At 65.0% G+C, this 21,627-nt stretch carries 19 protein-coding genes; 12 read left to right on the forward strand and 7 right to left on the reverse strand.

Translation table 11 applies throughout. The features are described 5' to 3' along the window. The first annotated feature begins 1,731 nt into the window (after nucleotides 1–1,731). Complete coding sequence (locus tag AC3WLY_RS03775) at nucleotides 1,732–3,099, forward strand: replication initiation protein (protein ID WP_072444964.1); 1,368 nt, start codon at nucleotides 1,732–1,734, stop codon at nucleotides 3,097–3,099. A 92-nt stretch (nucleotides 3,100–3,191) separates the two neighbouring features. Here AC3WLY_RS03775 and AC3WLY_RS03780 read toward each other — a convergent pair whose 3' ends face one another. From AC3WLY_RS03780 to AC3WLY_RS03790, 3 genes are all read right to left on the reverse strand, one after another. Further along, on the reverse strand, nucleotides 3,192–4,253 hold the full coding sequence (locus AC3WLY_RS03780) for a ParB/RepB/Spo0J family partition protein (RefSeq protein ID WP_175959869.1): 1,062 nt from the start codon (nucleotides 4,251–4,253) through the stop codon (nucleotides 3,192–3,194). 23 nt (nucleotides 4,254–4,276) lie between these two features. Continuing rightward, nucleotides 4,277–4,939 (reverse strand): ParA family partition ATPase, encoded by a 663-nt coding sequence (parA, locus tag AC3WLY_RS03785; protein ID WP_034181507.1) that lies wholly within the window; start codon nucleotides 4,937–4,939, stop codon nucleotides 4,277–4,279. 466 nt (nucleotides 4,940–5,405) lie between these two features. Continuing rightward, on the reverse strand, nucleotides 5,406–5,591 hold the full coding sequence (locus tag AC3WLY_RS03790) for a hypothetical protein (RefSeq protein ID WP_175959870.1): 186 nt from the start codon (nucleotides 5,589–5,591) through the stop codon (nucleotides 5,406–5,408). A 352-nt stretch (nucleotides 5,592–5,943) separates the two neighbouring features. Here AC3WLY_RS03790 and arsC point away from each other — a divergent pair, with 352 nt between their 5' ends. After that, a complete protein-coding gene (gene arsC / locus AC3WLY_RS03795; RefSeq protein WP_492309129.1) occupies nucleotides 5,944–6,303 on the forward strand; it encodes an arsenate reductase (glutaredoxin) in 360 nt (119 codons plus the stop codon). Nucleotides 6,304–6,425: 122 nt separating this feature from the next. Here arsC and AC3WLY_RS03800 read toward each other — a convergent pair whose 3' ends face one another. Together AC3WLY_RS03800 and AC3WLY_RS03805 are read right to left on the reverse strand one after the other, a co-directional pair. After that, nucleotides 6,426–6,641 carry a zf-HC2 domain-containing protein gene (locus tag AC3WLY_RS03800; protein ID WP_047902101.1) on the reverse strand — a complete coding sequence of 72 codons (216 nt, stop codon included), beginning with the start codon at nucleotides 6,639–6,641 and terminating at the stop codon, nucleotides 6,426–6,428. Continuing rightward, nucleotides 6,619–7,218 carry an RNA polymerase factor sigma-70 gene (locus AC3WLY_RS03805; protein WP_072444958.1) on the reverse strand — a complete coding sequence of 200 codons (600 nt, stop codon included), beginning with the start codon at nucleotides 7,216–7,218 and terminating at the stop codon, nucleotides 6,619–6,621. Before AC3WLY_RS03805 ends, AC3WLY_RS03800 begins: the two co-directional genes overlap by 23 nt. A 367-nt stretch (nucleotides 7,219–7,585) precedes the next feature. Here AC3WLY_RS03805 and AC3WLY_RS03810 point away from each other — a divergent pair, with 367 nt between their 5' ends. Further along, a complete protein-coding gene (locus AC3WLY_RS03810) occupies nucleotides 7,586–8,140 on the forward strand; it encodes an NADPH-dependent FMN reductase (protein WP_072444956.1) in 555 nt (184 codons plus the stop codon). A gap of 38 nt (nucleotides 8,141–8,178) precedes the next feature. On the opposite strand, the gene AC3WLY_RS03815 is transcribed toward AC3WLY_RS03810, so the two are convergent. Next, nucleotides 8,179–10,422 carry a hybrid sensor histidine kinase/response regulator gene (locus tag AC3WLY_RS03815; RefSeq protein WP_492309128.1) on the reverse strand — a complete coding sequence of 748 codons (2,244 nt, stop codon included), beginning with the start codon at nucleotides 10,420–10,422 and terminating at the stop codon, nucleotides 8,179–8,181. Nucleotides 10,423–10,892: 470 nt separating this feature from the next. On the opposite strand from AC3WLY_RS03815, the gene AC3WLY_RS03820 reads away from it, so the two are divergent. Genes AC3WLY_RS03820 through AC3WLY_RS03830 form a run of 3 tightly spaced genes read left to right on the forward strand, consistent with a single transcriptional unit; the run spans nucleotide 10,893 to nucleotide 12,815 of the window. Further along, nucleotides 10,893–11,261 (forward strand): response regulator, encoded by a 369-nt coding sequence (locus AC3WLY_RS03820; RefSeq protein WP_175959873.1) that lies wholly within the window; start codon nucleotides 10,893–10,895, stop codon nucleotides 11,259–11,261. Further along, entirely contained in the window at nucleotides 11,254–11,880 is a 627-nt protein-coding gene (locus tag AC3WLY_RS03825; RefSeq protein ID WP_034181514.1) for a chemotaxis protein CheC, read from the forward strand. The genes AC3WLY_RS03820 and AC3WLY_RS03825 overlap by 8 nt, the downstream gene beginning before the upstream one ends. Continuing rightward, a complete protein-coding gene (locus AC3WLY_RS03830) occupies nucleotides 11,877–12,815 on the forward strand; it encodes a GGDEF domain-containing protein (protein WP_175959875.1) in 939 nt (312 codons plus the stop codon). Before AC3WLY_RS03825 ends, AC3WLY_RS03830 begins: the two co-directional genes overlap by 4 nt. A 51-nt stretch (nucleotides 12,816–12,866) precedes the next feature. Here AC3WLY_RS03830 and AC3WLY_RS03835 read toward each other — a convergent pair whose 3' ends face one another. Continuing rightward, nucleotides 12,867–13,751: an alpha/beta fold hydrolase gene (locus AC3WLY_RS03835; RefSeq protein ID WP_492309127.1), complete on the reverse strand. Its 885-nt coding sequence runs from the start codon at nucleotides 13,749–13,751 to the stop codon at nucleotides 12,867–12,869. A 192-nt stretch (nucleotides 13,752–13,943) separates the two neighbouring features. On the opposite strand from AC3WLY_RS03835, the gene AC3WLY_RS03840 reads away from it, so the two are divergent. From AC3WLY_RS03840 to tssF, 6 genes are all read left to right on the forward strand, one after another. Then, a complete protein-coding gene (locus tag AC3WLY_RS03840) occupies nucleotides 13,944–14,276 on the forward strand; it encodes a hypothetical protein (protein WP_175959877.1) in 333 nt (110 codons plus the stop codon). 290 nt (nucleotides 14,277–14,566) lie between these two features. Next, nucleotides 14,567–15,415 carry a presqualene diphosphate synthase HpnD gene (gene hpnD, locus AC3WLY_RS03845; protein ID WP_105391294.1) on the forward strand — a complete coding sequence of 283 codons (849 nt, stop codon included), beginning with the start codon at nucleotides 14,567–14,569 and terminating at the stop codon, nucleotides 15,413–15,415. Between the two features lie 13 nt (nucleotides 15,416–15,428). Beyond that, a complete protein-coding gene (gene hpnE / locus AC3WLY_RS03850) occupies nucleotides 15,429–16,682 on the forward strand; it encodes a hydroxysqualene dehydroxylase HpnE (protein ID WP_175959878.1) in 1,254 nt (417 codons plus the stop codon). An 11-nt stretch (nucleotides 16,683–16,693) separates the two neighbouring features. Further along, on the forward strand, nucleotides 16,694–18,667 hold the full coding sequence (shc, locus tag AC3WLY_RS03855; protein ID WP_175959879.1) for a squalene--hopene cyclase: 1,974 nt from the start codon (nucleotides 16,694–16,696) through the stop codon (nucleotides 18,665–18,667). Nucleotides 18,668–18,721: 54 nt separating this feature from the next. Then, entirely contained in the window at nucleotides 18,722–19,378 is a 657-nt protein-coding gene (locus AC3WLY_RS03860; RefSeq protein WP_371287138.1) for a phosphorylase, read from the forward strand. A 364-nt stretch (nucleotides 19,379–19,742) separates the two neighbouring features. Next, a complete protein-coding gene (tssF, locus tag AC3WLY_RS03865; protein WP_310136847.1) occupies nucleotides 19,743–21,620 on the forward strand; it encodes a type VI secretion system baseplate subunit TssF in 1,878 nt (625 codons plus the stop codon). Nucleotides 21,621–21,627 lie beyond the last annotated feature (7 nt).

The following is a 21,627-nucleotide window of genomic DNA, read 5'->3' on the forward strand; positions in this document are numbered from 1 at the left end:
CTTCGCACAGAAATCGGGTCTGTGAGCTTATCTGGACGAACGTGGTCCAGAATTCCGTGAAACAAAGCGAAGAAAGTCAGCCAAGTCTTTGTAATGCAAGCGTTTTCCAGCAGATCCCGAAAATCGGCATTTGTTTCACATGACGGCGGATCCGATTCCCTGTGGGTGTTCAGGGTTTGGGGTCTCTGTGGAAAACTCGTCAGCCGATGTCTTGAGAGTATTAGAAGTAAACACCCTTGAACCCTTAGTTAAAAACGTTAACGCCATGGCGCAGCCTTATGTAGCAAGGCTTTCCGGCCGACAAGGTGAAGTTTTACGGGAGCCAAGGTGATCTTCTGCGGGAGCTGACGTGATGGGGTTCAGGGAGCTGCGTGAGCCGTTGCAGGAAGGGTCGTGAGCGGATTCGGGATCACAGTGAAACACGAGCTTTCCCAAAGGTGAGGGTTTTCGGGGCCTCACAGCCACAGAACCCGCGCTGTGCCTGACTGCACAGTTTTCTGCCTGTGCAGACATAGGTGAGAATTTGCGGGACCCTCTTCGCGCCCCGATTCTGCCCATCTTTTAGGCAATTTTGGCAAAAGGTGAGGTTTCACGGGACTCCACGGGAATTTGGTGTGAGGATTTCCGGGAAACGAATGCCATTTTGCACAGCAAAAGTGCTCTCCGGGGCCTGTGATGCACTAAAGGTGAGGCTTTTCGGGAGGGAAATCCGGGTTTTCCTGCCCCGATCACACTAAGGTGAGCTTTTTCGGGGCATGGATCACAGGCTGTGGTCGTGGTCACAGGTGAGCATTTTCGGGAACGGCATTTGCTCGAAAAATGGTCAAAGGTGAGGCTTTTCGGGACCAGTGAGTGGTCGGATTCGCGGAAAAGCCCGCCAGGACTGGAAGAAATCTCGTTTTTGCTGTGCCCCTTTTTGGCACAGGTGAGAATTTTCGGGGGCTGACATACGGTTGTCGTATGAAGGACTCCCGTCGAAAGGTGAGGCTTTTCGGGGGATGTCTGCCGGGCACAGCCAAATGCCTTCTGTGCATAAGTATCGGAAGGCATTGGAGTTTTTGATACCGCGACAGTTACGGTGAGGTTTTTCGGGAGCCGTTCCCGTGCCCGTTGCTGTGCCGCATTTTTTCAATGAGGTGAGCGTTTTCAGGAGGCTCCGGTAGCCAATCCCGCGTGTGCCGGACATTCGGCGGCATCGAGACGAAAGGACAAGCTGTGCTCAAGGTGAGTATTTTCGGGACCTGACTCGATTTGGGCGCTGTACAATGCGCGCCCGAGCCGGCAAAGCAGGCCCGATCGGGTGGCGCGGGCCGGTTTCGACGGCGCGTTTCCGGGTGCCGGATGCGATCACGATTTCCTGGGGAGCCGTGCCTGTACATGCATACAGCCCGAGGCGGCGCGATCCGGGACGTTCCGTGAGGTGCGATCGCGACCCTGTGGCGAACTCACGGACGTGCAGTCGCAAAATTGCGACAAATCGAAAGGTGAGCCGATACGGGAGCGAGTTTCGCACGTGTCATGCACAGGGGAAATTCTGTGAATCGGCGCATCCCGCGGCACGTCTGGACGAGTCTGGAGCGCCGCAATTCCGGACCGGTGAGCGTTTTCGGGAGCGGTTGGGGTGAGTGCCATTTAGCACGCGCGCTTCACCGGCTATGGTGAGCATGTCGTTCTGGACGCACATCACCGCAGGCGCTATCCTTCCGGAAAACTTCTCCTCCGACCCGACGTATGGCCACGACGAAGCGCGCCAAGAAAACCGATGTGGATGTGGTGAGTGCCAGTTCAGCCGAGTTGCGCAAGGCCGTCGAGGCGATCGCAATTCAGCCGAAGAGCGGCAAGATCACACTCCTGACCCGCAAGCTGTTCAACGTCCTGCTGGCCGTCGCGCAGCAGGCCGACGACTCGGGCGATACGTATCGCGCGCTGCTGTCGGATATCGTCGCAAACTCCGCCTTCGATTCGAACGACACCGCACTGGTGAAGGAACACCTGCGCCGCATGGTGTCGGTGCAGGTCGAATGGAGTACGGGGACGTCGAGCCAGAAGCCGGGCCGCAAGTGGGGGATCTCGACGCTGATCGCCGACGCGGAAATTCTCGAGGATCCGGCGACCCGCCGCGTGTGGGTCGAATTCTCGTTCGCGCCGAAGATCAAGAAAAAGCTGCTCGATCCGGTCCAGTATGCGCGCCTGAGCCTGCAGTTCCAGAGCCAGCTGCGCAGCAGCGCCGGCCTCGCGCTGTACGAGATCTGCGTGCGCTATCTGACGAATCCGAGCCACCTGACGATGCGCGAGCCGTGGGAATGGTGGCGGCCGATCCTGTCGGGCACGCCCGACACCGAAGCCGGCGACGAGGCGAAGCGCGAGTACAAGTACTTCAAGCGCGACTATCTGCGTCCGGCGATCGCGGAAGTCAACGCGGTCACCAACATCTTCGTCGAGCTGATCGAGCACCGCGAAGGGCGCCGGGTCGCGGAGATCCAGTTCCGCGTGACCGAGCGCAAGCAGCCGATGCTCGCGCTCGACGAACACCCGAACGTCTTCGACAGCACGCTGGTCGACCGGATGGTGAAACTCGGGATCCCGCTGAAGGAAGCGCAGACGCTCTACGCGGACAGCGAAGAGAACCGGATTCGCGCCGCACTGCAGATGACCGAGCAGCGGATGCGCAGCACGACGCTGCCGCCGGTGCGCAGCGCGCCGGCGCTGTTCAAGGACGCGCTGAAGAAGGGTTATGCGCCGCCGGTCGAGTCGGTCGACGCGCTGCCTGCCGGCACGCCGTCCGCGAAGGTTGCAGCGGCGCAGCCGGACGATCTGAAGGCGCGCCTGCTGAGCGAATTCTCGGCGTTCCGTCGCAAGGAAGCGAAGGTGCTGTACGAGGAGCAGGGAGACGCCGAACGCGAAGTGGCCCGCGAGTCGTTCGAGTCGGAGGCGCTGCCGACGATGGGCACGCATCTGCGCGACGACTGGCGCAAGCGCGGCCTCGATTCCAAGCTGGCCGAGACGGCCTTTTTCGACTGGCTGGCCCAGAAGACCTGGGGCGAGCCGACGGACGGCGACCTGCTGTCGTTCACGCTGAACCAGTCGCGGGCCGCCTGAGGCCCGCTCAGGCCCGCTGACGGGCCTGCCGCCGGCCGCCTGCCCGGCCGGGCGGGCCCGGCGTCTTCACCAGGCCTTGCCGGCCGCTTCCATCACTCCGACAACAGCATCCGCTCGAGCTGCTCGAGGATCGCGTCGCGCTTGTCCTTCGGGAGGCCGCGCAGGCGCAATTCGATGCGGTCTTCGCCATACGACTTCAGGTCGCCGACCGACTTGCCGCCGAGCTTGATCTCGAGACGCTGCGCGTAGCGCTGACGGCCCGCGGCCTTCGGCGTCTCCTGCGCGGCGACGCGGCCCTTGACGATGTCCGACACCTGGCGCGTGCTGAGATCGTCCGACACGATCTTGTTGATCAGCCGCAGCGTTGCCTCGGTGCCGCGCGCATTGTGATAGCGGCCGACCTGATACGCCATGTTCGAACCGAAGCGATCGGGACGCGCGACCATTTCCTGCATGATGGCTTCCGGCAACTTGCCGATCGACAGCGCGACGGCCACCGTCGACTCGTCGAGGCCGAGATGCTCGGAGAGTTCCTTCTGGCTCTGGAAATGCTTGTCGTCGAGGAAGCGGCGCCACACGACGGCATTGTCGAACACCGTCTGCGAATCGCGCTGGACGTTCAGATCGTAGCCGAGCTTGTAGCTCTGGATACCGATCGGCACGTCGATCACGATCGCCTTCACCGATTCCTTGTTTGCTTCCTTCAGCGCCCGCACGCGACGGCCACCGTCGCTGACGAAATACGTGCCCGGATTGTCGTAATCCGGAATCACGTGGATCGCCTGCTGCTGCCCCTGCTTCGCGAGGTTGACCGCGAGTTCGGCAATCGACGACTTCAGATAGAAGTGCCGCGGATTGAACGGGCTATGCTTGATCGCCTTCAGCGACAGCTCGATCACCTGCCCCGGGGCATAGCGGTTCTCGAGGCGCCATGCGCGATATTGCTGCGATTCGTCGATCGACGAATCGAGCGTGAGTTCGGAAGCGGGCGGCAGCGCGATGTCTTTCTTCGCGGATTTGGTCGGTGCCGCGGCGGGCGTCTCGGACTTGACGATGCCATCAATCGCATTGAGCCGATCGAGCGCCGTGCGTTTCTCGCTCGTCGTGATATCCGGGCGCGCTTGGAATCCTTTTGCAAATTGGGAAGGTTTCATGTGACTCCTTTGTGCGCATAAAGTCAGGGCAGCATGGCGACGATTTCGTCGGCACATGCGCGAATTTCGGCGGCGGCGAGCTTGCCGCCGCGATCGTTCATCTGCAGCACGGTCTGACCGAGCGCCATCGCCTGCTTGTACGCTTCCCGCGTCGGGATCTGCGTCTTCAGCAACGGGAAGCCGAGCTCTTCGAGCGCGCGCTTGAGCTCGCGGGTCAGCATGCGCTTCTCTTCGGTCTTGTTCAGCAGGAATACCGCGCGGAGGTCTTCGTTCATGACCTGCGCCTGCTGGATCAGCTTGACCAGCCCGACGCTCGACCAGTAATCGGCCGGCGACGACGAAGTCGGGATCACCGCAATCGATGCGGCCAGCAGGACTACGCCGGATACCTTCTCGGTGATCGACGGCGGACAGTCGACGACGATGATGTCGTAGTCGTTGATGAACTTCTTGATTTCGCGATGGATCTGGCCGTCGGCTTCGGCAAGGTTGACGACCGGAAACGGAATGCCGGTGTCGCTGTCGCCGGAGGCACTCGACCAGTGAACCAGGGTGTTTTGACGGTCTGCGTCGATGACGAGGATGCGCTTCCCTTTTTCATGGAACGCGGCGCCGAGGTGCATGGCAATCGTGCTTTTGCCTACGCCACCTTTTTGTTGAGTGACTGCAATGATTTCCGCGGCCAATTTTCACTCCTATTTTGGTCGTTGGAATTCTACAGGACGATATTTATATTTCAATGAAATTGTCGTTCGACAACTACACGTTAGCCATTCGGGCTATCGGTTTATGCGCATAAACGAACCGGCGATGATCGGTGGCGTGATCGGATGGCGTGGCTGATGTCCGCGGACGTCGATGAACCGCGCGATGGTTGCGTCGTCACGAAGTGCGTCGTCGGGACACGCAGCGGGTTGCCGGCGATATCGAAGTGGGCTGCCCTTTCAGGTGACGGTGGTGGATGGTCGCCTGCGGCCGGGCGAGTTTGTGCGCATAAACTCTGTCGCGACCGGGGAGGCCAACCATGCGGTAGGACGGTCGCTCATTGCCGAGCGCGGGCGTGATCCTATTCACCCAGGCCAGATATGCAGCGCGGTAGGCGCGCCATTGAGCCTATGGGCATCGACATCACGCCATACCGAGCCGCAACGTTTATGCGCATAAACCGCGGTCGATGGATGGCAAATGACGAACGACCATGTGCCGAGCCTGCATGAATTCGGCAAACGGCGATGCCCCGACACGGCAGAACATCGATGCGACGATCGCTTCGGTGCCGCGACTGTCGACGTTCGTCGGCGCGATGAAATCGCCCGGTATCCTGTCGAGCGATCGCAAGCTTTATGCGCATAAACCAATCGGCGTACCACGCTAGCGCCTGCGCTTTTCGCCACCCGAGACACGCGTCACGATGCGCAGGCTCAAGAATCCTTATCTTGCCGCACGACTTTATGCGCATAAACACATCAGTCCTTTGAAGCGTATCCCCTATAGATCGCCTCTCCCGTGACCCGTGACCCGTGACCCGTGACCCGTGACCCGTGACCCGTGACCCGTGTCGCTGGCGGCGTCTTCCCGTCAACCGGCCTCCCCAAAACACCGAATCCGCGCACGGCTACCCCATCGCCGCCCCCACCGAAACACCCGATCCAGACTGGCTACAATACAGCCCTCTCCCATCCAGGCCTGAATGATGATCACGATCTACCACAACCCCCGATGCTCGAAATCGCGCGAGACGCTTGCGTTGGTCGAGACGCTGAACACGACCGGCACGCCGGTGAACGTCGTCGAATACCTGAAGACGCCGCCGACGGTCGAGGAGCTGGAAGCGCTGCATCGGCAGCTCGGCCGCCCGGTTCGCGACATGCTGCGCGACGGCGAGGAGCCGTACAAGACACTGGATCTGGCACGCGCGGATTTGACCGATGCGCAAGCCTACGAGGCGATTGCCGCTCATCCGATTTTGCTGCAGCGTCCTATCGTCGTTTATCGCGGGAAGGCAGCCATCGGCCGGCCGCCCGAATCGGTGCAAGCGCTGTTCGAATAATTCTTGTCCGGCGTATTTTTCTTATTGCATCATCCCGGCGCGCACGCCAGCAATCGAAGCCGGCGCGATCGCCGGGCAGCGCACACCCACAGCCCGGACGATAGCGGCAACGCGGGCCGGGTCTAGCCCGCCCCGGGCGACGTGTCGTCATCGCCCGGTTCCCGCCCCGCCGCCGCTTTCGCGGCCGTCCGCAGCAGCGCAATCTGCCCGCGATAGGCTCTGCAGCCACTGCAGGTCGGCAGGTGCACGCGCACCTGCAGGCGCTCATGCAGGGTCAGATGCCGGTCCAGCGCATCCGACAGCAGTCGCGTCACGTCAGTACATTTCCCCGGCAGCATCTTCGGTCGTCAGTCCTTTTTCGCTCAGGCAGGTTCGCAGGCGCGTGCGCGCCCGATACAGCAGCACGCTGCAATGATTCGTCGTCAGCGTCAATTCGCTGCAGATGTCCGTCATCTCGACGTCGAGGAATTCGCGCATCATGAACACGCGCCCGATCTGCTCCGGAAGATGGTCGAGGCAGACCTGGAACAGCGTCCAGAACTGCTGCTGCTGCAACAGCGTTTCGGGGCGCGGCCACGGCCGCGGCTTCGCATGCGCGGCCCAGTGCCCGTTTTCCTTGAACAGCTCGCGATCGAGCACGGATTCGCCGTCGAGCTCGGCGTCGAGCGCGGACAGGCTCACCGTCCGCTGCCGCGCACGCAGCACGTCGATCAGCTTGTTGCGCAGGATGCCGAACACCCAGGTCTTGTGGGCCGACAGCCCCGCGAAATCGCCCGCGTGCGACCACGCGGCGGTCAGCGCTTCCTGCACGGCGTCTTCGGCCGCGTCGGCATCGCGGAGCTGGAGTCGCGCGAAGCGCAGCAGGTCGCGCCGCAGTTGCGCGAGATAAACGGGGTCGTCGTACGCGGACGGCATGTCAGGGTGGCAATGTCTCGAGGTGATCGCGCTTGCGTCACAGGGCGGGCGCATCGCGGTGCGAGCAGCTTACTGGGCGCGCTGCCGGCCTGCAACGTATGTTCCGTCACGAATTCACGAAACCGGCCGGCGCGCTGCGCTATGCTTGCCGAAACCCGTATCGCGCGCCGAAGGCGCCGCGCGGCGGGCAGTTTGTAACGTCAGAACATAACGGTCGAGTTATCCACAATTTCTGTGGAAAACCTTGTGGAAAGTCGGCCGGACGGCCCCGTCGGGCGGTTCGCGGGCTGGCTTGCCTATAAACAGACCTTTGTCACCTGTTCGGAAGCAATCGATCCGATTCCTCACTCACCGGAAGGAGAACGTCATGTCCTATCGTATTGCGGTCGTCGTCGGCAGCCTGCGCCGCGCTTCGTCAAACCGCGCACTCGCGCACGCGTTGATCTCGCTCGCCCCCGCCGATTTTTCGTTCGAGTTCGTCGAGATCGGCGAACTGCCGCTGTACAGCCAGGACTACGACGCGGATTTCCCGGAAGTCGCGAAGCGCTTCAAGCAGTCGATCGAAGCCGCCGATGCGCTGCTGTTCGTCACGCCCGAGTACAACCGGTCGATTCCGGGCGTGCTGAAGAATGCGCTCGACTGGGGCTCGCGCCCGTGGGGTTCCAACTCGTGGTCGGGCAAGCCGGGCGCGGTGCTCGGCACGTCGCCGGGCGCGACGGGCACGGCGCTCGCGCAGCAGCACCTGCGCAACGTGCTCGCGTACCTCGACGTGAAGACGCTCGGGCAGCCCGAGATGTTCATCAAGCACGACCCGGCGCGCATCGACGAGCAGGGCCAGATCGTCAGCGAGGACACCCGCAAGTTCCTGCAAGGCTTCGTCGATCGCTACGCGGGCTGGGTGCGCCTGCTGAAGGCGGCCTGACGACTTCGGCCTGATCGCGCCGGCCCGCACGCAGCGGGTTACGTGCCGGTGTGCCGCGCGTCGCGCGCTTCGCGGATGCCCAGCAGGATCTCGTCGAGCAGCGCGATGTCGAACGGCTTCGACAGCACGCGGACGTTGACGGTGCGCGTGCGGTCGAGCTCCTCCGCATAACCCGTGACGAGAATCACGGGCAGCTTCCCCGGCCGCTTCTCGACCGCTTCGGCGAGGTCGATGCCGTTCAGGTGGCCCGGCATGTGGATATCCGAAATCACGAGGTCGAACGCGTCGTTCGCGGCCGCGCCTTCGATCAGACGCAACGCGTCGTCGGCGGTGGGTGCATAGGTCACGCGGTGCCCGAGCAGCGAAAGCAGCGCTTCGGTGCCGGCCGCGACTTCGCTGTTGTCCTCGACGAGCAGCACGTGCAGCCCGGCGAGCGCGCTTGCGTCTTGCACGACGGCCTGCGGCCGCACGACGACGTCCTCGGCACGCGCGCGCGGCAGGTAGAGGCGCACCGACGTGCCGGCGCCGACCGCGCTGTCGATCGTCGCGAGGCCGCCCGAGCGTTCGCAGAACGCGAACACCTGCGGCAGCCCGAGCCCCGTCCCCATCCCCTGCGCCTTCGTCGTGAACAGCGGTTCGAACGCGCGCGCAAGCACGTCGGGCGCCATGCCCGAACCCGTATCGTCGAGCGAGATCTGCACGAAATCGCCGGTCAGCGGAAAGCCGTCCTCGCGGCGCAGCGTCACGTTGCGCGCGCCGACCGTGAAGCGGCCGCCGGTTGCCATCGCGTCGCGCGCATTGACCGCGAGGTTGATCACCGCGAGCTCGAGTTCCGCAACGTCGACGCGAATCGGCCAGACGCCGGGCTCGATCGCGACGACCAGCGACGATTTCGAACCGAGCGACGTCTTCAGCAGTTCGCGGCACGTGCCGACCCATTGCCCGATGTCGATCGTCTCGTTGTGCAGCGGCTGCTTGCGCGCGACGCCGAGGAGCTGGCGCGTGAGCGACTGCCCGTTCTTCAGCGCGCGTTCGATCGCGCCGAGTTCCTTGTCGAGATGCTGGACGCCGCGCCGCCGCGCGATCTGCACGTTGCTCGAGATGATCATCAGCAGGTTGTTGAAGTCGTGCGCGACGCTGCCGACGAGGTTGCCGAGCGCCTGCATCTTGCGCGACTGCCGGTACGCCGATTCGATCGAGCGCCGCATCGACGCCTCCGCCTGCCAGCGGTCCCACGCCTCCTCTTCCGCCTTCAGCCGCTTGAGCGACAGCCAGATCACGGACCACAGCGCGATCGACGGCGCGAACATCGAGATGAACAGCACGCTCAGGTGTTCGTACCATTCATGCCAGATCGCCGACGTGCGGTACGCGCACGACACATAGACGGGATAGCTGCCGACCTGGCGGTACGCGACGATCTCGCTGCTTGCGCCGTCGTGGCGCACGCGCACGACGCCCGCGCGCGGATCGTTGCGCGCGTCGCCGAACGTGGCCGTGCGATCGGTATGCGCGAGCGACGGCGGCGGCGGATACGATGCGATCACCGCGCCGTCCGAGCGCGCGAGCGCCATCGTCATCGGCGTGCTCGCGCCGCCGAGCAGGTCGCGGTAGAACGCGTTGAAATACGACGATTTCAGCGCGATCGACACCATCCCGGCGAACGAGCCGTCGCTATGGCGCCGCGCGACGCCCGTGTTGAATACGGGAATGTTCTCGAGCTTGAGCGGCCCCATCATCAGCCGCGAGATGTGTTCGATGACCTTGCCGTCGCGGATGCCGGCGAAGTCGTCGCGGTTCGCGATCGACGCATAGGGCGCCGGATAGTAGAGGCTGTTGGCGAGCAGCATCCCGCTCGCGCCGAAGATCGACACGGCGGCCACCTGCGGGTAGCCGCCGCCGATCGTGTTCAGCGCTTCGTGGATGTCGGATTCCCTGTTGCGTACGGTCGCGTCGTCCATGTCCTGCACGAGATCGACGATGCGCGCATCGAGGGTTTCGCTCAGGTCGAACACCTTGAGCGCGTGCTCTTCGGCGACGCGTACGGTGCGCATCGTCACGTCGCTCGCGGCGGCCTCGCGCGCCTTCAGGTCGTTGTACGCCATCACCACCACGTAGATGCACGGCAGCACGATCGCCGCGACGAGCAGCACGATCAGCGTCACGCGGCGGACCGCGAAATCGTGCTCGGGCGCACCGGACGCATAGGTGCCGTCGTCCTGCCAGTCGTCGGCGGGAGCGGAGGCGGGGGCGTGGGAGTCGGCAGGCCGGTCGGACGTCATTAAAGCAGCGGGCGAGGCAGAGGTGCCTGCCATCATAAACGAGTTGCGACGGCCCGCCGCACCGCGCCGTACGAGCACGATCCCGTCGATTTCGACAGGGGGAAATTGTCGAATTGAAAACGCGACGAATCCGGCAGCGCAAACGTACACAAGGAAAAATTTTGCGTACTTATCTCGAAAATAGTCGCGGCTGTTTTCGGAATGACGCGCGATCGGATCGATTTTGTTCGAAATGGTGAAAATGGCGAGTTGCACCGACTTCGGTTTACTCCGAGAATCGCGCCTTGCTTTCCCTATGACAGATCTATGCGCCCGCCGGCGTTCGCCGCGCGGTGCGTCGCGCGCACCTGCGTCGCGGCGCCCGCGCACGGCCGCCAGGCGGTTGCCTGCGCCCGAACGCATGGCGCCTCAAGAAGTGCGCCGCGCGGCCGTTAACGCGAGAGAGACCACTCCGTATACCGCATCGCCCCATGCCTTTGCCGATTGTAATTGCCGACGATTCGCTGCTCGCTCGCAAACTTCTGACAAAGGCGTTGCCGGGAGACTGGGACGTTGACGTCGCGTATGCAGCGAATGGTCGCGAGGCCGTGGCGCTCTATCGTGACGGCAAAGCTTCCGTGATGTTTCTGGACCTGACGATGCCCGACATGAGCGGATATCAGGTTCTGGAAACACTGCGCCACGAAGATCTGAACACGTTCGTGATCGTGGTATCCGCCGATATCCAGCCGCAGGCGCAAGCACGCGTGCGCGAATTGGGCGCGATCGCATTCGTTGCCAAGCCCGTGACGTCGGACGCATTGCTGCCCATTCTCAAGGAGTATGGGTTGTATGCCTGAATCGGTGTTCACGGCGGAGCAACGCGACGCGTTGCAGGAGATCGCCAACCTTGCAATGGGCCGCGCCGCCGCGCGGCTTGCGTTGCTGCTCGGGCGCTTCATCGAGCTGTCGGTGCCGCGCGTGCGCGTCGTGAAAGCGGCCGACGCGGGCGACGCGCTGCGCGAGATGACGGGCATTCACGACAACGTGACCGCGGTGCGCCAGGGCTTCCGTTCCGACATCAAGGGCGAGGCGATCGTGCTGTGCCGCAGCGCGGGCGTCGCGCGGCTCATGACGATCGTCGACCGCACGTTCGGCGACGGCGTGTACGGCGGGATGGCGACGCCGGACGAGCTCATGTTCGACGTCGCGAACGTGCTGATGGGCGCATGCGTCGCGTCGATCCTCGACGAGCTCGGCCGCAAGCCCGTGTTCTTTCCGCCGGGGCTGCTCGGTTCGAACGTGTCGTTCGACGACGTATTCCAGCCGCCCGAGCTCGCGTGGAGCGTCGCGCTGCTGCTCGAGGTGAACTTCGGACTCGAGGATCATGCGTTCCGTGCCCACTTCGTGATGTTGATGGCCGAGGATTCGATCCGGCTGATGGGCGACGCGCTCGACGCGTTGCTGTCCGCGCTATGACGGCCGCCGCGCCGTCGCTGAGCGACCTCGTGATCGAGCGGGTGGGCTTCGGCCTGTTCGTGCTCGACCGTTCGATGAGCGTGCTGATGTGGAATCGCTTCATGCAGGACCACAGCGGCATCCCGGCCGCCGACGTGATCGGCCGCAACCTGTTCGACTGCTTTCCGGACCTGCCGCGCGCATGGCTGTCGCGCAAGCTCGAGAGCGTGTTCCAGCTCGGCAGCTTCGCGTTCAGCTCGTGGGAGCAGCGGCCCTACCTGTTCCGCTTCGAGCACGACCGGCCGATCACCGGCGGCGTCGACTACATGCAGCAGGACTGCACGTTCATGCCGCTCACGCGCGGCCGCGAGGTCGAGGCCGTGTGCGTGACGATCTCCGACGTCACGCATGTGAGCGTGATGCAGCGCGAGCGCGAGGAAGCGGTCGCGAAGCTGCGCGAACACGCGAATCGCGACGGTCTGACCGGCATCGCGAACCGGCGCTTCTTCGAGGCGCGGCTCGGCGACGAATTCGCGCGCTGGCAGCGCTACGGCGGCGACATGTCGGTGCTGCTGTTCGACCTCGACCACTTCAAGACGATCAACGACCGCTTCGGGCATGCGGCCGGCGACGCCGTGCTGCGCGAGACGGCGCGCCGCGTCGCGTCGATCGTGCGCGCGCAGGATACGTTCGGCCGTTTCGGCGGCGAGGAATTCGCGCTGCTGCTGCCGTGCACGAATCTCGACGAGGCGATGCTGGTGGCCGACAAGGTGCGCGACGCGATCGGCAGCTCGCCGGTCGATGCCGAGGGCGTCAGCGTGCCGGTGACGGCGAGCGTCGGCGGCGCGTGCGCGAAAACGGGCGCGCCGACCTGCGACGTGCTCGTCAGCGAGGCCGACGCCGCGCTCTATCGCGCGAAGCGGCTCGGGCGCGATCGTTCGGTCGCCTACGCGTAGGCGCGCCCGCCCCGCATCGCGCGAAGCGGCTTCGCCCCGCGCGTGCCGCGCTCAGCTTTTCGCGATGTCGGCCAGCACGCCAGCCAGCACGGCCGGCTCCGACACGAACGGCGAATGGCTGCTGTCGAGCTGGTGCACGTGGGTCGGGTTGCCGGGCGCGAACGTGTCGGCTTCATCGATGAAGCGCTGCTGCAGCGCGGGCAGGATCACGCGATCCTGCAGGCACTTGATGTAGTGACGGTCGATCGCGCCCCAGCGCGCGGCGGTCGTCGGGATCGCGGTCGCGAACGGCGCGGCCGGCACGTCGCAGGTCATCAGGTTCGCGACGGCCTCGAAGTCGGCCTGCGGTGCGTCGTCGTACAGCGCGCGCTTCATCGTGTCGCGATACGCGGCGTCGCCGCTGCGCGGATCGATGCGCAGCGCACCGGCGACGCGCGGGCTCGCGAGCATCAGCGCGCCGAGCATCTCGCCCTTGTTCTCGGGCGCGCGCACGTAGTCGAGGCCCGGCACGCCCGAGGCCGGCATGAACGCCGCGAGATAGACGATCTTCGCGATCTTTTCCGGCGCGCGTTCGGCGGCCGCCGTGATCGCGAGGCCGCCCATGCTGTGCCCGACCAGCACGACCTTGCCGCGGCCGAGCGCATACGCGTCGTCGACGGCCTGCATCACCTGCGTCGCGTAATCGTCGAGCGTCGTGTTCGCGACCGGCGACGGCTCGGCGCCGAACGCGTCCTTGTCGAGCGGCCGTGCGAGGTAAGACGCGGGAAAGCGGGCGTTGATGCCGTGCGCAGGCAGGTCGCGCGCGATCGACAGGTAGCCGCGCGCGGCCAGCGCGGCAGCGACGTGCGCGTAGCACCACGCGCCGTGCCAGGCGCCATGCACGAGCACGAACACGGGATGGTCGGCCTGCTGGGGGGCGGTTATGTTCGTCTCCATGGTGTTCGTGTTTTTTCGGGAAAGCTGTCATCTTAGACGAACCCGTGCGTATCCAAGCGCGAACGCATGGCACGATTGCGCGGTGACCGGTGATCCGTCCCTCTTGTCTCGTGCAGGCCACATTTCGTCCGGATCCGATATGAATTTGAGCCGAAGCGCGCTAATTTGTTGCTTTGCCCGCGATTGCGCCCCATGAACGTCGACTATCTCTTCTACCGGAAGCCGGACAAACCCGGCCCCTATTCGCTCGACGACCTGGGCGACATCGCGCCGCCGATCGGCCAGGGCGACCTGGTGCGCGCGGGGATCGCGCGCGTGTTCGAGCAGATCGACTGGCAGGAGTCGCCCGACGTGCCGGGCGCGTGGTTCGGGACGGGCGGCGCGGTATTCCAGTTCACCGCGGAGCCCGACGGCCGCGTGACGAGCTTCATGGGCTCGCGCCTCGAACGCCGCTCGATGCTGCAGCTCACCCGCGAAATGGGGCTCATTGCGCTCGACCTGCAGCGCGATATCGTTTACGGCTGACGGGCCGCCGGCGCCCGCTGGTGCCTGCTGGTGCCATATGTGGCGCCCGTTCCCGCCGAGGCCGGCCGCGCCGGCCTGCCAACGGCTCCCGGCGTCCCGCCGGGCATGGCGCGTGTCCGCCATCGAACTTCAAAGATTGCTATACTTTCGCCCAATTCCGGCTTCCGGCCGGTAATTTGTGCCTGTCTGCGTCGATCGTTCGCATATCTCGCACGCATTGACACCCTGACCATCCCAGCCGGGCATGGCTTCTTCAATCGCCCCGCGTGGGTGTCTCCGTGGAGCTTGTCTTGGCCGTTTCCAATTCCGTCGTGGACGAACAAGAAACCGACGCCGCTGCCGTCACATCGGGCAGTTCTTTCTATCTTGCGATGCGCATCCTGCCGGCCGTGCAGCGCGATGCGATGTTCCAGGTCTACGCGTTCTGCCGCGCGGTCGACGACATCGCCGACAGCGACCTGCCGCGCGCCGAGCGTACCGCGGGCCTCGATCGCTGGCGTGCGGACATCGACGCGTGCTTCGCGGGCCGCCCGCCGCGCCATCTGGCCGCGCTTGACCGCGAGATCCGCGCATTCAACCTGCAGCGCGACGACTTCCACGCGATGATCGACGGAATGGCGATGGACGCGGTAGAAGACATCTGCGCGCCCGACGAGCCGACGCTCGACCTCTTTTGCGATCGCGTGGCGAGCGCGGCCGGCCGGCTGTCGGTGAGGATTTTCGGGATGCCGGAAGCCGAAGGGATCGAGCTGTCGCACCACCTCGGCCGCGCGCTGCAACTGACGAACATCCTGCGCGACATCGACGACGACGCGGCGATCAACCGCTGCTACCTGCCGCGCGAGCTGCTTGCGCGCGAAGGCATCGCGATCGCCGATCCGGCGACGATCGTGCGCGATCCGGCGCTGCCGCGCGTGTGCGCGACGCTCGTCGAGCGCGCGCTCGAGCACTTCCGCCAGGCCGACGCGGTGATGGATACCTGCCCGCGTGCGCAGGTGAAGGCGCCGCGCATCATGTCGGGCGCGTATCGCTGCATTCTCGAAGCCGCGATCGCACGCGGCTTTGCCGCCCCGCGCGCCCCGCTGCGCAAGCCGAAAGCGCGCATGCTGATGATCGCCGCGCGCTACGCGCTGTTCTGAGTCGACCGAGTCGATGCCCAGAACCGTCCACGTGATCGGTGCCGGACTCGCGGGCCTGTCGGCCGCGGTCGAGCTGCAACGCCGCGGGCGGCACATCGTGCTGCACGATGCGCACGCGCACGCGGGCGGCCGCTGCCGATCGTGGTTCGACGGCACGCTGAACACGACGCTCGACAGCGGGCTGCACGTGGTATTCGCGGGGCAGGCGGCAACGCAGCGCTACCTGCGCGCGATCGGCGCGGCCGATCAGCTGGTCGGGCCCGCGCTGCCTGAATTCCCGGTCGTCGACGTCGCGTCGCAGCAGCGCTGGACGCTGCGCTTCGGCAACGGGCGCTGGCCGTCGTGGCTGTTCGACGCCGCGTCGCGCGCGCCGGGCACGACGCCGCTCGACTACCTCGCGCTCGCCCCGCTCGCGTTCGCGCGCACGGGCCGCTCGCTCGCACAGACGATGCGATGCGACGGCGTGCTGTGGGATCGTTGGCTGCGGCCGTATTGGCTCGGGGTACTGAACGTCGAGCCGCGCCACGCGAGTGCCGAGCTCGCGCGCGCGGTGCTGTGCAGCACGTTTGCCGCGGGCGGCCCCGGCTGCCGTCCGCTCGTCGCGCGCCACGGGCTCGGCAGCGCATTCGTCGAACCGGCGCTGCGGATGCTGCAGCACGGCGGCGCGCAGATCCGGCTGAACTCGCGGCTCGACGCATTCGAGTTCGGCGCGCACGGCAATGCGATCGATGCGGTCGCGATCGGCGGCGAGCGCGTCGATCTCGCGCCGGGCGACGCGGTCGTGCTGGCCGTGCCGCCCGAGGTCGCGTTGCCGCTCGTACCCGAACTCACCGCGCCGGATACATTCAGCGCGGTCGTGACCGCGTATTTCGCGATCGAGCCGCCGGCCGGCAGCCCGCTGCAGACGACCGTCGTCAACGGCGTCGTCGATGCGGTGCGCGCCGGCGGCGGCCAGCTCGCGGCGACGATCCGCGATGCGGGCCGCTGGCTCGACATGCCCCACGACACGCTCGCGCGGCGGATCTGGGAAGACGTCGCGCGCGTGACCGGCGCGAAGCCGGAAACCATCCCCGCGTGGCAGCTCGTCGTCGAGCCGCGCGCGGGCTTTGCGGCGGTGCCGTCGCAGGAAATGAAACGTCCGGCCGTGCGTACGCGCTGGACCAATCTTGTGCTGGCGGGCGACTGGATTGCCACCGGCTTGCCCGCCACGATCGAGGGCGCGATCCGTTCCGGCCAATTGGCCGCGGACGTGCTCCAGACACAATAAGAGAGGGACCGATGAACGATCTCACCGAAATGGCTACCCTGTCCGCCGGCATCGCGCCGGCCGGCGTCGACGCGGCCGTCGCGCGTGCGACCGACGCGCTGCTGGCCGCGCAGAACGCGGACGGACACTGGGTCTACGAACTCGAAGCCGATTCGACGATTCCCGCCGAATACGTGCTGCTCGTCCACTATCTCGGCGAGACGCCGAACCTCGAGCTCGAACAGAAGATCGGCCGGTATCTGCGCCGCATTCAGCAGGCGGACGGCGGCTGGCCGCTGTTCACCGACGGCGCGCCGAACATCAGCGCGAGCGTGAAGGCGTATTTCGCGCTGAAGGTGATCGGCGACGACGAGAACGCCGAGCACATGCAGCGCGCGCGCAAGGCGATCCACGCGATGGGCGGCGCCGAGATGTCGAACGTGTTCACGCGCATCCAGCTCGCGCTGTACGGCGCGATTCCGTGGCGCGCGGTGCCGATGATGCCGGTCGAGATCATGCTGCTGCCGCAATGGTTCCCGTTCCACCTGTCGAAGGTATCGTACTGGGCGCGTACCGTGATCGTGCCGCTGCTCGTGCTGAACGCGAAGCGCCCGCTCGCGAAGAACCCGCGCGGCGTGCGCATCGACGAGCTGTTCGTCGATCCGCCCGTCAACGCCGGGCTGCTGCCGCGCCAGGGTCACCAGAGCGCCGGCTGGTTCGCGTTCTTCCGTGTGGTCGACCATGCGCTGCGCGCGGTCGACGGCCTGTTCCCGAGCTATACGCGCGAACGCGCGATCCGTCAGGCCGTGTCGTTCGTCGACGAGCGCCTGAACGGCGAGGACGGCCTCGGCGCGATCTATCCGGCGATGGCCAACGCGGTGATGATGTACGACGTGCTCGGCTACGCGGAGGATCATCCGAACCGCGCGATCGCGCGCAAGGCGCTCGACAAGCTGCTCGTCGTGCAGGAGGACGAAGCGTATTGCCAGCCGTGCCTGTCGCCGGTGTGGGACACGTCGCTTGCGGCGCACGCGCTGCTCGAAACCGGCGATGCGCGCGCCGAGGAAGCCGTGCTGCGCGGCCTCGACTGGCTGCGTCCGCTGCAGATCCTCGACGTGCGCGGCGACTGGATCTCGCGCCGCCCGAACGTGCGGCCCGGCGGCTGGGCGTTCCAGTACGCGAACGCGCACTACCCGGACGTCGACGATACGGCCGTGGTCGTGATGGCGATGGACCGCGCGCAGAAGCTCAGGCAATCGGATGCGTACCGCGAATCGATGGCGCGCGCACGCGAATGGGTCGTCGGCATGCAGAGCAGCGACGGCGGTTGGGGCGCGTTCGAGCCGGAAAACACGCAGTACTACCTGAACAACATCCCGTTCTCCGATCACGGCGCGCTGCTCGATCCGCCGACCTCCGACGTGTCGGGCCGCTGCCTGTCGATGCTGTCGCAGCTCGGCGAGACGGCCGCGAACAGCGAGCCGGCCCGCCGCGCGCTCGACTACATGCTGAAGGAGCAGGAACCGGACGGCAGCTGGTACGGCCGCTGGGGGATGAACTACGTGTACGGCACGTGGACCGCGCTGTGCTCGCTGAACGCGGCCGGCCTCGGGCCTGAAGACCCGCGCATGAAGCGCGGCGCGCAGTGGCTGCTGTCGATCCAGAACAAGGACGGCGGCTGGGGCGAGGACGGCGACAGCTACAAGCTGAACTACCGCGGTTTCGAGCAGGCGCCGAGCACGGCGTCGCAGACGGCCTGGGCGCTGCTTGGCCTGATGGCGGCCGGCGAGGTGAACAACCCGGCCGTTGCGCGCGGCGTCGATTACCTGATCGCCGAGCAGAACGAAGAGGGTCTGTGGGACGAGACGCGCTTCACGGCGACGGGCTTCCCGCGCGTGTTCTACCTGCGCTACCACGGCTATCGCAAGTTCTTCCCGCTGTGGGCGCTCGCGCGCTACCGCAACCTGAAGCGCGACAACGCGACGCGCGTCACGGTCGGGATGTAACGCGTGGGCGCATCACGGCACAACGGCGCATTGCCCGTCATCGCGGTGACGGGGATGGCGTTCGAGGCACGCATCGCGCGCGGCGACGGCGTCGAGGCCGTGTTCGCCGCGCGGGCCGACCGGCTCGAGCGCGCGCTGGCCGACGCGACCGCGCACGGTTGTGCGGGCATCGTGAGCTTCGGCACGGCGGGCGGGCTTGCGCCCGACCTGGAACCCGGCGCGCTCGTGATCGCGAACGCGATCGACGGGCCGTTCGGCCGCGTCGAGACCGATACGGGCTGGAGCGCGCGGCTCGTCGCCGCGCTGCACGACACGCCGGTATGGGCGCGGGTCACGCGCGGCACGATTGCGGCCGTCGGCGCGCCGGTCGTCAGCGAACAGGAAAAGGCGTCGCTGCACCACGCGAAGGGCGCGCTCGCCGTCGACATGGAGTCGCACATCGCGGCGGCCTTCGCGGCCGCGCGCGGCGTGCCGTTCGCGGTGTGCCGCGCGATCGTCGATCCGGCGTGGCGCACGCTGCCGCGCGCGGCGACAGCCGGTTTGCGCGACGACGGCAGTACGGCGATCCTGCCGATCCTGCGCGAGCTGCTGAAGCAGCCGTCGCAGCTCGGCCCGCTGCTGCAGGTGGCAAGCGACGCGCGCGCGGCGCGCACGACGCTGATCCAGGCGCGGCACGCGTTCGAGCGTGCGGGTGCGATGCGGATCGTCTGAGCGGCACGCGCCGCTGCGCATTCCCCTCCTCCGCCCTCTTCTTCGCACTCGCAAGAAAACCGCTGCATGACGCGGCACTCTTGACCGTTTCCGGCCATTGCAATCGGCACAACGGTATGGAGAACGAGACTTGCGAGGTTTCATGAGCAACGAGCGTCAGCGCAGAATTGCAGCGGTGGATCACGTTAAAAATAGTCAGGATGCCGGCTCATATCTCAAAATTAGGCTCTCAGCTCCAGTATCAAAGCCTGACCTCTCAATTCTGTCAGGTATTTATCGAGATGGTTTTTGAGGCTAGCATCCAACGCATTGCTGACAGCGATGCTGTCGAATTCTCTGTGTGGAATCCGAATTTGCGCTTGCCATGAACCCTCATCTCCTTGATGCCTACAATCGGGAATTGCTCTATTTCAACGAGTTGATGGAAGAGTTCGCTCAGGCGCATCCAAAAATTGCGCGTCGGCTGGGCATGCATGCCGGTGAGATTGCCGACTCCTTTGTGGAGCGTCTGGTGCAGGCGGCGAGTTTTACAACCGCTCGGCTGCAATTGAAACTGGATGCCGAATTCCCGCTGCTGACCAGTCGGCTCCTGGAAACTGTCTATCCGAATTACGTCGCCCCGACGCCCTCGATTGCGGTAGCTCGCCTCTATCCTGATGAGCAGGAAGGCAATTTGCTCGAGGGGTTTTGCGTACCGCGTGGCACGGAGTTCACGAGCCGCGTGCCGGATGGCGAACGCACGTCCTGCACGTTTCGTAGCGGTCTGGATGTGATGTTGTATCCGTTGGAGATTGTTTCGGCGAGGCTGACAGGGGTTCCACCGGACATCCCGTCGATAGAGCGTTATAGCGCTGCAGATAAGCCAGTTCGCGGTGCGCTGCGCCTCAGGCTCCGTACCACGGGCGAAGCGCTATTCGATGAGTTGCGCGGCCTGGATCAGTTGCCCGTGTATCTGGCAGGTGACGAGCGCGTCGCGTCGCGGCTGTTCGAACTGATCCACGCTGGCGCCGTGGTATCCGTGACTGGGGTGCCGAACCGCTTCGCTGACCCGAATCAATCGCTCGGAATTGTTTCCGATCAGGCGATCGAACACGCGGGTCTGGCTACCGACGAGAGTTTGCTGCCGCTGGCCCGATCGAAGTTTCACGGCCATAACCTGCTGCACGAATATGCGGCGTGTCCCGCGCGCTTCTGGTTTTTCACGCTGGCCGGCCTGAGTGCGGGATTGCGACACGTGACCGGTCGTGAAGCCGAAATCGTCATACTGCTGGATCGCTTCGACAGTGCATTGGTCGAGCACGTCGACGCATCCCGCTTTGTACTCTTCTGTACACCGGTCATCAACCTGTTTCGTCGTAAGACCGATCCCGCCGAGATCCCGCACATGGGTGCTGAAATTCCGCTGAGACCCGACAGGCAGAACGGCTCGGACTACGAGGTATTCGCGGTAGAAGCATTGCATGGTTTTGTGAGCAAAGGCGTGGCGTCGCTCGAGTTTCGGCCGCTGTACCAGGCGCTGCTGAACGATGAAGCCAATCACGGACGCTACTTCACGACGCGCCGCGAGCATGGAGTGGCGAAGACGTCATATCGTCGCTATGGTGCGCGTGCCACGTACGCAGGTATGGATGTTTTCGCTTCGTTGGTCGATCAAAATGAGCAGTCCTATCCACATCCCATGAAATATCTGTCGGTGGACGCCTGGTTGACGAACTGCGATCTGCCGAGCTTGTTGGAACCCGATGGCATGACGGATCTGACTGTCGGGATCAGTGCGCCGGTAAGGAGCGCGGGACTCATTCGTGCGCCGAGCCCTGCACGTGCGCCGTTTGCCCAACGGGACGCTGCCTGGCGGTTGATCGGCCAGCTGAATCTCGGATACAGCACCTTGGAGGCTCAGGACGGGAGCGGGCTACGCGACATTCTGGCTTTGTTCGCTGCTGCCGATGATGTGCGCTTCCAACGACAGGTCGACAGTCTGCTCCATGTTGATGCGCGCCCCGTGACGAAGAAACTGCCCGGCCAGAGCCAGTTGCGATTCGGTCGAGGTATCGAATGCGTGCTGACCGTGGATGAAACCGGATTTGATGGAATGAGCCCTTATCTCTTTGGGGTGATCCTCGAGCATTACGTGGCACGTCACGTTTCGACACATTCTTTTACTCAGTCTGTGTTGCGCTCGCCGCAGCGCGGCGAGTTGATGCGCTGGCCGGTTCGAACGGGGACGCGCAGCGCACTCTGACTCACGG

This window comes from Burkholderia sp. FW306-1C-G01B (assembly GCF_058781685.1).

Bases quoted from the DNA above. Each gene is read 5' to 3' on its own strand.
- AC3WLY_RS03815 (WP_492309128.1), bottom strand. From the start codon at position 10,422: ATGACGTCCGACCGGCCTGCCGACTCCCACGCCCCCGCCTCCGCTCCC.
- shc (WP_175959879.1), top strand. From the start codon at position 16,694: ATGAACGATCTCACCGAAATGGCTACCCTGTCCGCCGGCATCGCGCCG.
- AC3WLY_RS03775 (WP_072444964.1), top strand. From the start codon at position 1,732: ATGGCCACGACGAAGCGCGCCAAGAAAACCGATGTGGATGTGGTGAGT.
- AC3WLY_RS03820 (WP_175959873.1), top strand. From the start codon at position 10,893: ATGCCTTTGCCGATTGTAATTGCCGACGATTCGCTGCTCGCTCGCAAA.
- AC3WLY_RS03860 (WP_371287138.1), top strand. From the start codon at position 18,722: ATGGCGTTCGAGGCACGCATCGCGCGCGGCGACGGCGTCGAGGCCGTG.
- AC3WLY_RS03810 (WP_072444956.1), top strand. From the start codon at position 7,586: ATGTCCTATCGTATTGCGGTCGTCGTCGGCAGCCTGCGCCGCGCTTCG.
- AC3WLY_RS03835 (WP_492309127.1), bottom strand. From the start codon at position 13,751: ATGGAGACGAACATAACCGCCCCCCAGCAGGCCGACCATCCCGTGTTC.
- AC3WLY_RS03840 (WP_175959877.1), top strand. From the start codon at position 13,944: ATGAACGTCGACTATCTCTTCTACCGGAAGCCGGACAAACCCGGCCCC.
- AC3WLY_RS03800 (WP_047902101.1), bottom strand. From the start codon at position 6,641: ATGCTGCCGGGGAAATGTACTGACGTGACGCGACTGCTGTCGGATGCG.
- hpnE (WP_175959878.1), top strand. From the start codon at position 15,429: ATGCCCAGAACCGTCCACGTGATCGGTGCCGGACTCGCGGGCCTGTCG.
- AC3WLY_RS03780 (WP_175959869.1), bottom strand. From the start codon at position 4,253: ATGAAACCTTCCCAATTTGCAAAAGGATTCCAAGCGCGCCCGGATATC.
- tssF (WP_310136847.1), top strand. From the start codon at position 19,743: ATGAACCCTCATCTCCTTGATGCCTACAATCGGGAATTGCTCTATTTC.
- AC3WLY_RS03825 (WP_034181514.1), top strand. From the start codon at position 11,254: ATGCCTGAATCGGTGTTCACGGCGGAGCAACGCGACGCGTTGCAGGAG.
- AC3WLY_RS03805 (WP_072444958.1), bottom strand. From the start codon at position 7,218: ATGCCGTCCGCGTACGACGACCCCGTTTATCTCGCGCAACTGCGGCGC.
- AC3WLY_RS03830 (WP_175959875.1), top strand. From the start codon at position 11,877: ATGACGGCCGCCGCGCCGTCGCTGAGCGACCTCGTGATCGAGCGGGTG.
- arsC (WP_492309129.1), top strand. From the start codon at position 5,944: ATGATGATCACGATCTACCACAACCCCCGATGCTCGAAATCGCGCGAG.